The 12882-nt window shown below is 66.5% G+C and carries 11 protein-coding genes and 1 riboswitch; of the genes, 4 read left to right on the top strand and 7 right to left on the bottom strand.

From position 1 onward, the window contains the following. Positions 1–7: 7 nt before the first annotated feature. The 7 genes from DOM67_RS03460 to DOM67_RS03430 form a co-directional block, all read right to left on the bottom strand. Positions 8–301: a lipid-A-disaccharide synthase N-terminal domain-containing protein gene (locus DOM67_RS03460; RefSeq protein WP_110674275.1), complete on the bottom strand. Its 294-nt coding sequence runs from the start codon at positions 299–301 to the stop codon at positions 8–10. Then, positions 298–1077: a glycosyltransferase family 2 protein gene (locus DOM67_RS03455; RefSeq protein ID WP_110674274.1), complete on the bottom strand. Its 780-nt coding sequence runs from the start codon at positions 1075–1077 to the stop codon at positions 298–300. Before DOM67_RS03455 ends, DOM67_RS03460 begins: the two co-directional genes overlap by 4 nt. A gap of 263 nt (positions 1078–1340) precedes the next feature. Beyond that, a complete protein-coding gene (locus DOM67_RS03450; RefSeq protein ID WP_110674273.1) occupies positions 1341–2438 on the bottom strand; it encodes a PA0069 family radical SAM protein in 1098 nt (365 codons plus the stop codon). A gap of 136 nt (positions 2439–2574) precedes the next feature. Further along, the gene (locus DOM67_RS03445; protein ID WP_188115139.1) at positions 2575–4419 is read right to left on the bottom strand and encodes a TonB-dependent receptor; all 1845 of its coding nucleotides are present in this window, start codon (positions 4417–4419) and stop codon (positions 2575–2577) included. A 172-nt stretch (positions 4420–4591) separates the two neighbouring features. Next, positions 4592–4827, bottom strand: a riboswitch (cobalamin riboswitch). Positions 4828–4874: 47 nt separating this feature from the next. Next, a complete protein-coding gene (locus DOM67_RS03440; protein ID WP_110674271.1) occupies positions 4875–5723 on the bottom strand; it encodes an OmpA family protein in 849 nt (282 codons plus the stop codon). Further along, positions 5720–6538 carry a MotA/TolQ/ExbB proton channel family protein gene (locus tag DOM67_RS03435; RefSeq protein ID WP_110674270.1) on the bottom strand — a complete coding sequence of 273 codons (819 nt, stop codon included), beginning with the start codon at positions 6536–6538 and terminating at the stop codon, positions 5720–5722. The genes DOM67_RS03440 and DOM67_RS03435 overlap by 4 nt, the downstream gene beginning before the upstream one ends. 105 nt (positions 6539–6643) lie before the next feature. Continuing rightward, the gene (locus tag DOM67_RS03430) at positions 6644–7453 is read right to left on the bottom strand and encodes a glycerophosphodiester phosphodiesterase family protein (protein ID WP_110674269.1); all 810 of its coding nucleotides are present in this window, start codon (positions 7451–7453) and stop codon (positions 6644–6646) included. A 319-nt stretch (positions 7454–7772) separates the two neighbouring features. Between DOM67_RS03430 and DOM67_RS03425 the strand changes: the two genes are divergently transcribed. The 4 genes from DOM67_RS03425 to DOM67_RS03410 are packed head-to-tail and all read left to right on the top strand — an operon-like array spanning position 7773 to position 12879. After that, entirely contained in the window at positions 7773–9905 is a 2133-nt protein-coding gene (locus DOM67_RS03425; protein ID WP_198651713.1) for a TonB-dependent receptor, read from the top strand. A gap of 52 nt (positions 9906–9957) precedes the next feature. Beyond that, positions 9958–10875 (top strand): iron-siderophore ABC transporter substrate-binding protein, encoded by a 918-nt coding sequence (locus DOM67_RS03420; RefSeq protein ID WP_198651712.1) that lies wholly within the window; start codon positions 9958–9960, stop codon positions 10873–10875. Beyond that, the gene (locus DOM67_RS03415) at positions 10872–11858 is read left to right on the top strand and encodes an iron ABC transporter permease (RefSeq protein ID WP_110674268.1); all 987 of its coding nucleotides are present in this window, start codon (positions 10872–10874) and stop codon (positions 11856–11858) included. Before DOM67_RS03420 ends, DOM67_RS03415 begins: the two co-directional genes overlap by 4 nt. Continuing rightward, positions 11851–12879 carry an iron ABC transporter permease gene (locus DOM67_RS03410; RefSeq protein ID WP_110674267.1) on the top strand — a complete coding sequence of 343 codons (1029 nt, stop codon included), beginning with the start codon at positions 11851–11853 and terminating at the stop codon, positions 12877–12879. The genes DOM67_RS03415 and DOM67_RS03410 overlap by 8 nt, the downstream gene beginning before the upstream one ends. The last annotated feature ends 3 nt before the right edge of the window (positions 12880–12882 follow it).

Below are 12882 nucleotides of genomic sequence, written 5' to 3'. Positions count from 1 at the left end.
CATCCGCTCAGGACGAGGGGTGGCTGGGTGTGGCGCTTTCGCGCTTCTCGCGTCGAATCAGCATCAGGTTGCGGATATAGATGATCAGCCCGGCGCCTTGGCCCGCGATGAACACAGGATCGCGCCGATAGAGAGCATAGGCGAGCAGGGTAGCACCACCGCCCAGACTGAAGAACCAGAAGGCGACCGGCACGATGCTGCGACGGGCGCGCTCGCTGGCCAGCCACTGGACGATGAAGCGCGCCGAAAACAGCGCCTGACCGACGAACCCGATCGCTACCCACACCCACTCGGCACTCATGCGCGGGCCTCCCCGTCGATCGGTGCATGCACTGCCCCCGGTGCCGGGCGCTCGGCCACGGCCAGCGGCTCGATCGCTGCGGGCAGGCGGCTGCGCCGGCGCAGCCACATCACCCCGACCATATCGACCAGACCGACCCACAGGCGGTTGTTGAGGCCGTAGTGCGAGGCGCCAGTGCCACGCGGGCGATGGTTGACCGGCAGCGACACGCACTCTCCGCCCTGGGATCGCACCAGCGCCGGCAGGAAGCGGTGCATGTGATCGAAGTAGGGCAGGTTGAGGAAGGCATCGCGGCGCACGATCTTGAGGCCGCAGCCGGTATCCGGGGTGGCATCGTTGAGCAGCGCTGAACGAACCCGGTTGGCGACCTTCGACGAGACCCGCTTGAGCCAGTCGTCGCGGCGATTGGTACGGTGGCCGGCGACCATCACCACATCGCCCCGGGAGGCGCGTTCGAACAGTCGCGGCAGATCGGCAGGATCGTTCTGGCCGTCGCCGTCTAGGGTTGCCAGCCAGGTGCCGCGGGCGGCCCAGGCCGCCTGCCAGACCGACGTGCTCTGGCCGGCGCTCTGCGCATGACGCAGCGGACGCAGGCGCGAATCGGCCGCGGCACGGCGCGTCAGCATCTCCCAGGAGCCGTCGCTCGAGGCGTCGTCGACCACGATCACCTCGTGATCGACCTCCTGCAGGGCGCGGGAGATTTCGTCGAGTAGACCCGGCAGATTGCCGACTTCGTCCTTGGCGGGAATGAGAATCGAGAGCTGTGGCGAATGCATTGACGCTGAGTTCCTGGCGATGGGACTTTTATTGGACGCTCCGTCACGTCACGCCTGCCGCTCCTGGCAGGAGGGCACGCCGATCGTGCGCTGGAGATCCGCCCTTTATGAAAGGCGCGCGATGAAAAAGCAAACGATGGCGCCACATGCGCCGCCACCGGATGTCGAATGGGGGCATGATGGCGAGCGCGTCTTAAAGGAAACTTAAAGCGGATGGTTCATCGTGCCAAAGTGGCGGCGTTATTAGAAGCTCAATGAGGAACTCAAAGAAAAAGATCCTGTTGCCGATGGGGCGGGCGGAAGAGGCGAGTGTCGAGCCCCTGATCGGGGCGCCGCTGCAGTCCCAGGCGGCTGGCGGCGCGGCGGAAGCGCTGCTCGATCATATCGACGAAGATCCCTTCGCCGCGCATGCGATGGCCGAAGCGGCTGTCGTTGCTGGTGCCACCACGCGACTGGCGAATCAGACTCATCACCTTGCCGGCGCGTTCCGGGTAGTGTGCCTCGAGCCACGCCTCGAACAGTGGCGCCACTTCATGCGGCAGGCGCAGCAGGGTCCAGCTGGCGCTGGTGGCGCCAACGTCGGCGGCGCGCTCCAGCAGCGTTTCGATCTCGTGGTCGTTGATCGCCGGAATCACCGGCGCTAGCAGTGCCCCCACCGGAATGCCCGCGGCGGCGAGTTCACGCAGGGTCTTGAGCCGGGCCGCCGGCGAGGCGGTTCGCGGCTCCAGCGTACGCTTGAGCTCGTTGTCCAGGCTGGTGAGGCTGATGAAGACCCGAACCAGGCGCTTTTCCGCCAGCGCCGCCAGCAGTTCGCGATCCCGCAGGATCAGTGCGCTCTTGGTCACCAGAGTGACCGGATGGTGGCACTCGAGCAGCAGCGTCAGCAGCTCACGGGTCGTACCGTACTCGGCCTCGATCGGCTGATAGCAGTCGGTGTTGCCGGAGAGGTTGATCGGCTGGCAGCGGTAGCCGGGTTTGCACAGCTCCTCGCGCAGTCGCGCCGCCATCCCCTGCTTGGCGATCAGCCGGGTCTCGAAGTCGATTCCCGGTGACAGATCCCAGTAGGCGTGGCTGGGACGGGCATAGCAGTAGATGCAGCCGTGCTCGCAGCCGCGATAAGGATTGAGCGAGCGGTCGAATCCCAGGTCCGGGGAGTGGTTCCAGGAGAGCGCGCGGCGCGGCGTCTCGTGCTGGATCTGGGTGGGGATACGTTGGGGCAGCGCTTCCTGCCACCAGCCATCGTCGAAGGCTTCGGTATGGCTCGGTTGAAAACGGTTGTGTGGATTGAAGGTCGCGCCGCGGCCCTTGAGCGGGCCCGGTGATGCGGCGTAGGGATCGCGCGGTGGGGTGGGAGACGACATGACGACTCCGTGATTGGGTGCTGTTCAAACATACAGTATCACGGGGTCGTCACGACGCAAAGCACGGGTCGTGGCTTCAGCACACCCGTACCTGGCAGTGGCCGCCAACGGATAAGGGTGCCATCGGGATGGGCTGTTAAAGCGTCAGCTTGACGCCGGCCTCGACGTAGCGGCCCTGGGTGTTGTAGCCCTCGATTAGGGTGTAATCCCGGTCGAAGGCGTTATCCAGCTTGGCCGAGAGTTCGACCTGCGGCGTCACCTGCCACGCCGTGCGCAGATCCACGATGCCGTAACCGCCGACGGTGGTGTCGCCGTACGGGGCGGTGTAGCGGGTGTCACGACGGTCGCCGGCGGCGCGCAGGGTGGCGCCGTAGCGCCAGTCGCCGAGGGTGTAATCGGCGTCCACGCGGCCGAAGGTCCTGGCCCGACGCTTCAGGCGCTCGCCGCTGTCGCTGTCCTCCGGGTTCTGGTGGGTCAGGCTGGCGCGCAGCGAGAGACCGGCGGAGTGCCAGCCACCGCTCAGCTCGACGCCGCGGATACGCGCACGATCGACGTTATAGGGCACGAAGGCCGGATCGAAGGCGATCAGATCGTCGATGCGATTCTCGAAGGCGGTGACGCGCGCGTTCCAGGCGTCATGCTCGATGGCCCAGAACGCTTCCAGGTTGCGCGAGGTCTCGGCGTCGAGGTCGGGGTTGCTGCCGTAGGGGCCGTAGAGGTCGATCAGGTTGGGGGCCTTGAACGCGGTCGAGTAGACCACCCCGAGGCGCTGGGCCGGCGTCAGATGATAGGCGTAACCGGCACTGCCGGTGGTCTCGTCACCGAAGCGCGAGTCGTCGTCGTAGCGCAGCGAGCCGCTCAGCTCGTGGCGCCCGTACTCGCGCTGCAGCATGCCGTAGAGGCCGTAGTTCTCGCGGCTATCCTTGGCGTAGCGGCCGGCGAACGGGCTGGCCGAGTCGAAGTCGACATGCTCCTGGCGGTAGTCCACCCCCAGGGTGTCGACGCCATTGGCGCGGGTGAAGCTGTGCTGGATGCCCAGCTCGTTGCGGTGCGATTCGGTGACGCTGTAGCGTTCGCCGGCGTAGCGCTCCTCGCGGCGCTCGTCGAAGTGCCCGGCGGTGATCGCCATGTCCCAGTCGGGGGCCAGGGCCAGATCGTAGCGGCCGCCGAAGGTCTGCAGATAGCCGTCGGTACGACAGTCGTTGCTGGCAGCGGTGGCATTCAGCGGGAAACAGTCGTCATAGTCGGCGTCGGTATCCTGGCGCAGCGCATTGAGGCTCAGGCTGGCATGCGGGCCGAAGCGGTGCGACAGCCCCAACTGGCCGCCGCCGCGCTGGAAGCCATCGCGTTCACCGCTGGTGTCGCTGGCGAGGGTGTTGAAGCCGTCGCCGTCGCGCCGGAACAGGCTGGCGTTGAGGCGGGTCTCGGCATCGCCGGTGGAGACGAACAGGTTCTGCTTCTGGGTGTGCTGGTCGCCGGCACGCAGGGACAAGGCTGCCTGGGTACCCTCGCCGCCGCGCCGGGTGAAGATCTGGATCACGCCGCCGATGGCATCGGCGCCGTAGGCGGCGGCGCGCGGGCCGCGCACGATCTCGATGCGCTGGATCGCCTCGACCGGCAGGAACTCCAGACTGGCACCGCCGCTGGTGGCGGCATTGATGCGCACGCCGTCGACCAGCACCAGGGTGTGGTCGGATTCGGTTCCGCGCATGAACAGACTGGTGGTCGTGCCGGGTGCGCCGTTCTGCGTGATCTCGATGCCGGCGCGATTCTGCAGCAGGTCGATCACGCTGTCGGCCTGGCTGCGTTCGATCTCCGCGCGGTCGATGATGGTGGTGCTGGCGAGCACGTCGGCCTGCGACTGTGGCAGCCGGTTGGCGGTGACCTGCACGTCGTCGAGCTGCTGGGCTGCGGCGCCGACGCTTTGCAGCAGCAGGGCCACGGCGACGCCGTGGGCCATGGTGGTAGGACGGTAACCCATGAAAGATGATCCCCAAACGCGTATCGGAACCGTTCTTGGGCGCGGCGCCGAAGGCGTCGCGGGCGGTTCCTCGTGTTGCGATGACGCGATGGGAGGGAATGGCGTGACGAATGTGCCGGCCACCTTGGGCGGCCGACGAACGATGTCGTCACTGGTTCGAGCCCTCCGCATCAACCAGTGAAGAGAACGACGCCGGTCTCCGGACTTACGCGCGGTGATCTTCGATCACCCGACACCGGGCCTTCCCATGAGTGGATGGCGCGCCGCAAAAGTGGGCGCCGCTGCTCACAGTGGCTGGACACAGAAAGTCCGCCGATGTCTGACGCGATTACCGTTGCGGGGGCAGTACGGGGCTCTCACCCGTTTCCCGAACACGTCGCTCTCGACGCGCGGATTGTCGCAGCTTCCTTGTGGCCAGGGAAAGCGCGCCTTCGTGGCCAGGGAAAGGGCGCCGTTCACGAATCGCCTCTGTCGGTCTCCTGCAGTACCAGTTCCACCCGGCGGTTGCGTGCCCGGCCTGCGGGGGTGTCGTTGTCGGCCAGCGGCTCGGTGGAGGCGTAGCCGATGGCGCGCAGACGGTCGCCGTCGATGCCGTCCAGCCGCAGGGCGCGCACCACGGCGGCGGCACGGGCCGCTGAGAGCTCCCAGTTGGAGGGGAACTGCTGAGTGGAGATCGGCACGCTGTCGGTGTGCCCCTCGACCGAGATGGTGCCCTTGAACTCCTGCAGCAGCGGGATCATCTTTTCGATCAGCGCGCGGCCGCTGTCGCTGACGCCCACGGCGCTGGAGTCGAACAGCAGGTGGTCCTGGATGCGCAGATTGAAACCATGCGGGATCGCGGTCACCTGTACCCCGTCGATCTGCGGCAGCGTCTCGTCCACCGGGTCGGGCAGGTCGAACAGCGGCACCGCGAACAGTAGCGGTGTCATCGGCACCAGCGGCGGGGGCGCCGGTCGCGGTGCGTAGAAACCGACATCGCTGGCCACGGGGGCGGCTGTCAGCTGGCGCGGCGGACGATAGAAACCGAGCTGGGCGGGGCTCGGGGCGGCTTTCGGCGGTGCCGGTGCCGGCACCTTGAGCGCCAGCGCGACCTTGGGCAGCGCGGTTTGCTCGGGGGTCGACAGCTGCCCGCCATAGAGCGCCAGCATCAGCACGAAGAAGGTGACCAGCAGCAGCAGCAGGTCGAGATAGCTCATCAGCCAGGAGTCGCTCTCGCTGCCGCGACCTCCCTCGGCCAGGGCGTCATCGTCGAACAGCAGCTCGGCGAAGGGCCCCCGTTCGGTGTAGTCCGTGCTGCCGTTCATGAGGTCGGGGACGAGAGATCCGTGGCCGCGGCCTGGCGCGGGTCACGCATCTCGTCGCGATGTTCGATGCGGTAGGTGTTGAGGGCTTCTTCGATGAAGGCGGGCAAGCGGCGCTTGCTGACCATCATGATGCCTTCGAGGATCACCGTCATCGCCATCAGCCGTGCTTCGGTGCGCCGCTCCAGCTTCACTGCCACCGGCTTGAACACCAGGTTGGCGAGCAGGATGCCGTAGAAGGTGGACATCAGGGCCACTGCCAGCCGCGGTCCGATGATCGCCAGATCGCCGGCCTGGATCACCTCGAGCATGTTGATCAGCCCGACCAGCGTACCGAGCATGCCGAACGCCGGGGCGTAGATCGCCATGGTGCGCAGGATCTGAGCCTCGGTGCGCTCGCGCGCCTTCACCCGCACCATGCGCCAGCGCAGCATCTCGCGAATCTCCTCCTCGCGGCTGTTGGCGATCACCATCTGCATGCCGGTGCGCAGAAAGGGGTTGGTGACGCCTTCCAGGGCGCTCTCGATGGCGCGGATGTTGCCGCGGCTCCAGTGGCGCGACATCTCGACCAGCTGATCGAGATCGGCGTCGAGCTCGCTCTGCTGGGATTCGCGCCGGAAGACCACCGCGATCTGGCGGCACAGGCGCTGCATCTCGGCGAGGGGATAGCTGATGAAGCTGGCGGCCAGGGTGCCGGTGAGCACGATCGCCAGCCCCGGCAGATTGAAGAAGCTGCTCGGGGCCTGAGCGGTGAAGAGCACGACGGTCATCAGCAGCAGCGCACTGGCGACCATGCCGATGAGGGTGGAGGGATTCATGGACGGCTCGCAACCTGGAAACGGGCAGATTGGCATCATAGCCCGTGGCGGTGGCCATCAAAGACGCTAACTGACGCGACTAACGGGCGCTTTTCTGACGCTGTATCAGACGCTGGCCCGACTCGGGTCGGCGTGGGCCTGCTGCTGGCCGGCGTGCTCGATGAAGCGCACCGGGTCGTCGCTGATCACGCCGTCCACGCCCCACTCCCAAAGCTTGTCGAAGGCCACCGGGTCGTTGGCGGTGTAGCAGAACAGCTTGATCTCCTCGTCGGCGATCTCGCGGGCGCGCTTGACCTTCAGCTTGCGCCAGTCCAGGTGCAGGCTGTAGGCGGAGAGACGCTCGGTCTCGCGCCACCAGCGCTTGGGTGCCTTGTCGTCGAGCACCCCCAGGCGCAGGCGATCAGGGTTCGTCTCCAGCGCACGCGCCGCGGTGAGGGCGTGTCGGTCGAACGAGGAGACGATCAGCTTCTCCGGCGCCAGGGCTTCCAGGGTCGGCGGCAGTGCCGCCTTGACCAGCTCGATCGCGTTGCGTCCGCGGGTCACCTTGAGCTCCAGGTTGAGTCCCATGTCGAGACGCTTGAGCAGCGCCAGCATCGCCTCGAGCGTGGCCATGCGTTCGCCGCGGAACTGCTCGCCGAACCAGGCGCCCACGTCGAGCCGCGCAGCGCTGGGGGCATCGAAGCGGAACAGCTTGCCGCGGCCATTGGAGCAGCGTTTGACCCCGGCGTCGTGCCACAGCACCGGGGTGCCATCGCCGAGCAGTTGAACGTCCAGCTCTACCCACCGGCATCCGGCCGCATGTGCGGCCTGCACCGCCGCCAGCGTGTTTTCCGGCGCCCGTGCGGAGAGGCCACGGTGCGCGATATAGCGGGGTCCATCGCCCGGGGCGGGCTGAGGGGACGAACTCTGTGTCATGCGTCTAGGGTCTCCGGTGAGAGGTGGGCGGTGGCCGACCGGCGGGGCGGGTGCAGGTACCAGGGCCGCGCCCCGAAATCAGGCTTGACCTTCGTCCACGCCGCGGCCGGCGTCAAGACGGCGCGCGGATTATTTCCGGGCGGTCTTTCGCGTTGCTCGCTTACACAGCCGGGGAGGGTGATGTCGGCTCGCTCAAAAACAAATGATTCTTATTCGTTGATAGTTATGCATTTCATTTGCAATAATCCGCCGGCGTTCACGGCGGGGTGCTGGCGGGAGCACCTGGCGACCCGACAAGATCGACAACAAGAGGCGAGACATGAGATCAAAGGGAACCGTCATGACCTGGGGCGCACTAGCGACACTGGTGACGTCGCCGGGGGTGATGGCAGACAGTACCGATCAGCAACCGATGGTGGTCACAGCCACGCGCTCGGGTACCGAACAGCAGGACTCCCCGCAGGTGATCCGGGTGATTTCACGCCAGGAGCTGGAGCAGCAGCGACGCATCACCTCCGACTCCTCCGAGATACTCAGCAACCTGCTGCCGGACTATTCACCGCCGCGCCAGAAGATGAGCGGAAGTGGCGAGACCCTGCGCGGACGTACGCCGCTGGTGATGATCGATGGCATACCGCAGTCCAACCCGCTGCGCCCCACGGGGCGCGAGCTGCATACCATCGACTTCTCGATGATCGATCATATCGAGGTGATCAAGGGCGCAAACGCCACCAACGGTCTGGGCGCCGCCGGCGGGGTGATCAACCTGATCACCAAACGCCCCGAGCCGGGCTCGCTCAATCAGCACTTCGAGGCCCAGCTCACCACGCCGACCTCCAAGCTGGATGGCGATACCAACAGCTACCGCACCAACTACGGTGTCAGCGGCAATCGCGGGCCGGTCGACTACCTGTTCTCGCTGAGCTACGAGGATCAGGGGCTGTTCCTGGATGGGAAGGGGAACGCTATCGGCGTCGACAACACCCAGGGCGATCTGATGAACTCCCGTGCCTACGATGTATTCGGGAAGATCGCCTACTGGTTCGATGACGACCGGCGCCTGCAGTTGAGTGTCAATCGCTATCGCATCGAGGGGCAGAACGATTATGTCGGCGTGCTGGGCGATCGCAACGCCGGTGTCCCCACGACCTCGCGCCGCGGCGATCCAGAAGGCTCGGCGCCCTTCAACAGTGTCTGGACCACCGGCGTCACCTGGGACGATTACGATCTCGCCGGCATGCATCTCAATGTGCTGGGCTTCTATCAGGATTACGAGTCACTGTTCGGGGCGACCAACTCCGGCACCTTCCAGGATCCCGCGATTGCGCCGGTCGGAACGCTCTACGACCAGACCATGGCCGAGACCACCAAGTACGGCATCAAGACCTCGCTGACCAAGGAGGGGCTGTGGGATGACCGGGTCAAGCTCACCTTCGGCTTCGACGCCATGCGCGACGATACCGAGCAGTATCTGTGGGGCACCGATCGCACCTACGTGCCGAAGGTGAAATACACCGATCTATCACCGTTCGCCCAGATCGACTTCAGCCCGATCGAGTCGCTGACCTTCTCGGCGGGGGCGCGTTACGAATACGCCAAGCTCGATATCGACAGTTACCGCACGGTGGCCGCCAACAATGGCGTACGGGTCGACGGCGGCTCCCCCGATTTCGACGAGACGCTCTACAACGCCGGTGTGGTATGGCGACCGGTGAAGCACTGGAGCCTGTTCACCAGCTATTCCGAAGGGTTTGCCATTCCCGATGTCGGCCGCGTGCTGCGCGGTATCGACACGCCAGGACAGTCGGTCGACAGCTTCGAGAATCTGCGCCCGATCGTGACCGACAATATCGAGACCGGGGTGCGCTATGACGATGGCCGCCTCAACGCCGAGCTGAGCTATTACGTGTCGTCTTCCGACTATGGCACGCGCCTGACGACCCGTAACGACGCTTTCGTGATGCAGCGAGAGAAGACCGAGATCGAGGGCGTCGAGGCGTCTGTCGGCTATCGATTCAACGACCGGCACAGCGCACGCCTTGCCTACTCCCACATGAAGGGGCGTTATGACAGTGACGACAATGGCACCCTGGATGCCAAGTTGAATGGGCTAAACGTGGCGCCGGACCGGCTGGTCGCGAGCTGGAGTGCCCGTTGGTCTCCGCGCTGGACGTCGTTCGTACAGATCGATCACGCCTTCGACAAGGATTTCGACAGCAGTCGCAATGGCTGGGACACCGACTTCGATGGCTACACCCTGGTCGATGCCGCCGTCGGCTACCGGCTACCGGTGGGGCAGTTGAATCTCGCCGTGGCCAACCTTTTCGACAAGCAGTACATCACCTACTACTCGCAGAGTGCGCTGGACAGTCCCAATGCAGACTATATGAACGAACGCTACTTCGCCGGGCGAGGGCGGACTCTGACCCTGGGCTATAGCGTGGACTTTTGATGCCGACCCCTATCAGCCACGGTGGCGTGCCGAGTGATAATGCGGATTCGCGATGAAACGTCGTGACTTCATGGCCCGGGCGCTGGCACTGGGCGCCATGCCGACGCTGGCGCGAGCCGGCATGGCGCGCCAGCAAGAGGCACGCAGGCCGCACCGTCCGCAGCGGATCGTCACGCTGTTCCAGGGGGCCACCGATACCGCGGTGGCGCTCGGCGTGGTACCGGTCGGGGTCGTGCTGTCATGGCAGGACCCACCGATCTACCCCTACCTGCGCTCGGCGCTGGCCCAGGCTTCGCTCCTGGGGCTGGAGACGCAGCCGAACCTGGAGCGGATCGCACTGCTGGAACCGGATCTGATCGTCGCCTCGCGTTTCCGTCATCAGCGCATCGCTCCGCTGCTGTCGGCGCTGGCTCCGCTGACGATGCTGGAGGATATCTACCACTATCGACATACCCTCGAGACGATGGCGCAGGCACTCGATCGCCAGGCCCGGGGCGAGTACCTGCATCGGGTACTGGCATCGCGCATGGCGGCACTGCGCGCACGACTGCAGCAGCGTTTCGGCGCGCGCTGGCCGTTGACGGTGGCGCTGCTCGATATCAGGGCCGGTGAGATTCGCAGCTATCTGGCACCGAGCTTTGGCGGCTCGGTGCTGACCCAGCTCGGGTTTCGCTGGCCCCGACAGGTCGAGGAGCAGCCCGGGGTGGTGCTGAGACTGGGCGGCGTGGAGAGTCTGCCGGCGATCGATGCCGATGTCTTCTTCCTGCTGCAGCCCCGCGACCGGCCCGCGCGCGAGCACTATGGGCGTCTGCGTGCGCATCCACTTTGGCAGCGGCTGGCGGCGGTGCGTCAGGGACGTGTCTGGCAGGTCGACCCGGTAGCCTGGAGTCTCTCCGGGGGCATCCTGGGCGTATTCGGCATGCTCGATGACCTGGATGCCTGGCTGGATACCAGCGAGGCCTCGGCATGAGCCCGCGCACGATGCTGGCTGTCGCCGGGCTGGCCATCGCCGTAGTGGTGAGCCTGATGGCGGGTGGTCACTGGTCCAGCCCGCTGCAGGTATGGCACGCGCTGTGGTCGCCGTCGCCGACCGATGTCGATGACCTGCTCATTCGCACCACCCGTATGACCCGCACCCTGGTGGCGCTGACGGTAGGCGCAGGGTTGGGCGTGGCCGGCGGTATCATGCAGACCCTGACCCGCAATCCCCTGGCTTCACCCGGGCTGCTCGGCGTCAACGCCGGTGCGCTGCTGGTGGTGGTCTGTCTGGCCACCCTGGGGAGCGGCTTGCCAGGGTGGCTGGCGAGCGGCGGGGCCTTCGCGGGCGCGGCCCTGGCGGCTTTGGCGGTCTGGGCGATTGCCATGCGTCCAGCGGCCCCGAGTGGGCCGCTGCGACTGATCCTGGCCGGTGCCGCGTTGAGTGCGCTGTTCCATGCTTTCAGTCAGGCGCTGCTGGTGATCGATCAGCAGGGGCTGGATGCGATGCTGTTCTGGCTGGCGGGGTCGGTCGCGGCCCGGCCGTTGACGCAGGTCTGGCCGCTGATGCTGGTCACGCTGGCGGTGCTGCTGGCGTGCTGGCCCTGCCTGCGGCAGTGGAACGTGCTGGCGGCGGGCGAGGCGGTGGCACTCGGCGCCGGGGTCTCGGTGTGGCGTCTGCAGCTGATCTCGGTCGTGTGTGTGGTGCTGTTGGCGGGCGCGGCGGTGGCGATGGCGGGCAATATCGTCTTCATCGGGCTGATCGTGCCGCACCTGGCGCGACGTCTGGCAGGGCCGGATCATCGCCACTGGCTGCCCCTGGCGGCGCTGCTGGGGGCTGCGCTGCTGCTCGTCGCGGACGTGATGTCGCGAACCCTCATCCCGCCCCGGGAGGTGCCCATCGGCGTGATGACGGCGCTACTCGGGGCGCCGGTATTCATGGCACTGGTGCGTCGCCAGGGGGGCCGCCATGGGTGAGGCTCGCGTGCTGCGTCTTGGCCGCTTGTCACGGGTCGTCGTCTGGCGAGCGTGGCGCCGGGTGGCGGCGGCACTGCTGGTGGCGCTGCTGATTCTGCTGGCCTCGCTGGCTCTCGGCGAGGCCGCCCTGTCTGCGCCGCAGTGGCTGGCGGCACTGTGCTCGCCCGGTAGCGGCGCTGGCCTGATCCTGTGGCAGCTGCGCCTGCCGCGGGCGCTGTTGGGCGCGCTGGTGGGGGCGGCCCTGGCGCTCTCCGGTTGGTTGCTGCAGCAGGTCATGCGCAATCCGCTGGCTTCGCCGGACACCCTGGGCGTGACCGCCGGCGCCGCGACCTTGGCGGTCGGCTATCTGGTATTCCTGGCCGCCGATGTCGGCAGCGCCTGGATGCCGCTGGCGGCGGCCCTGGGGGCGCTGCTCGCGGTGCTGCTGGTCATGCTGGCAGCCTGGCGGGGAGGCACGACGCCGCTGCGGCTGGTGCTGATGGGCATCGGACTATCGACGTTGCTGAGTGCCGTGACGACGTTCGTGCTGGTGTCCAGTCCGCTCACGACCACACTGTCGGCCTATGTATGGCTGACCGGCAGTGTTTATGGCGGCAACTGGTCCGATGTCGGGTGGCTGGCGGCTTGCTTCGGCGTGGCACTCGTGGTGCTGATGCCATTGGTGCGTCTTGCCTTGCTGGCACCGCTGGACGACGGCTTGGCGGTGGGTATCGGGGTGCGGGTACAGTGGACACGCACGCTGCTGATTCTGCTGGCAGCCGGGTTGGCGGGTATCGCGGTGGCCTGGGGCGGGGCGATGGCGTTCGTCGGACTGGTGGCACCGCATGTGGCGAGACGCCTGTTGCGCCAGCCGGGGGCGGCGCAGATCGCAATGGCGATCGTGGTCGGCGCTAGCATGACGATGGCGGCAGATCTTGCCGGGCGGCTGCTGTTTCCGCCGCTGGATCTGCCCGCGGGACTCTTCGTGGCGGCCATCGGGGCGCCGTTCTTTCTGGGGTTGATGATGAAGCAGGCACGCTGACGC

Source organism: Salinicola sp. RZ23, assembly GCF_003206675.1.
Lineage (GTDB): Bacteria > Pseudomonadota > Gammaproteobacteria > Pseudomonadales > Halomonadaceae > Salinicola > Salinicola endophyticus.
Note: the sequence above shows the minus strand (reverse complement) of the source record. Positions and strands in the feature narration are given on the sequence as shown.

Bases quoted from the DNA above. Each gene is read 5' to 3' on its own strand.
- DOM67_RS03425 (WP_198651713.1), top strand. From the start codon at position 7,773: ATGAGATCAAAGGGAACCGTCATGACCTGGGGCGCACTAGCGACACTG.
- DOM67_RS03440 (WP_110674271.1), bottom strand. From the start codon at position 5,723: ATGAACGGCAGCACGGACTACACCGAACGGGGGCCCTTCGCCGAGCTG.
- DOM67_RS03430 (WP_110674269.1), bottom strand. From the start codon at position 7,453: ATGACACAGAGTTCGTCCCCTCAGCCCGCCCCGGGCGATGGACCCCGC.
- DOM67_RS03450 (WP_110674273.1), bottom strand. From the start codon at position 2,438: ATGTCGTCTCCCACCCCACCGCGCGATCCCTACGCCGCATCACCGGGC.
- DOM67_RS03415 (WP_110674268.1), top strand. From the start codon at position 10,872: ATGAGCCCGCGCACGATGCTGGCTGTCGCCGGGCTGGCCATCGCCGTA.
- DOM67_RS03410 (WP_110674267.1), top strand. From the start codon at position 11,851: ATGGGTGAGGCTCGCGTGCTGCGTCTTGGCCGCTTGTCACGGGTCGTC.
- DOM67_RS03420 (WP_198651712.1), top strand. From the start codon at position 9,958: ATGAAACGTCGTGACTTCATGGCCCGGGCGCTGGCACTGGGCGCCATG.
- DOM67_RS03445 (WP_188115139.1), bottom strand. From the start codon at position 4,419: ATGGGTTACCGTCCTACCACCATGGCCCACGGCGTCGCCGTGGCCCTG.
- DOM67_RS03460 (WP_110674275.1), bottom strand. From the start codon at position 301: ATGAGTGCCGAGTGGGTGTGGGTAGCGATCGGGTTCGTCGGTCAGGCG.
- DOM67_RS03435 (WP_110674270.1), bottom strand. From the start codon at position 6,538: ATGAATCCCTCCACCCTCATCGGCATGGTCGCCAGTGCGCTGCTGCTG.
- DOM67_RS03455 (WP_110674274.1), bottom strand. From the start codon at position 1,077: ATGCATTCGCCACAGCTCTCGATTCTCATTCCCGCCAAGGACGAAGTC.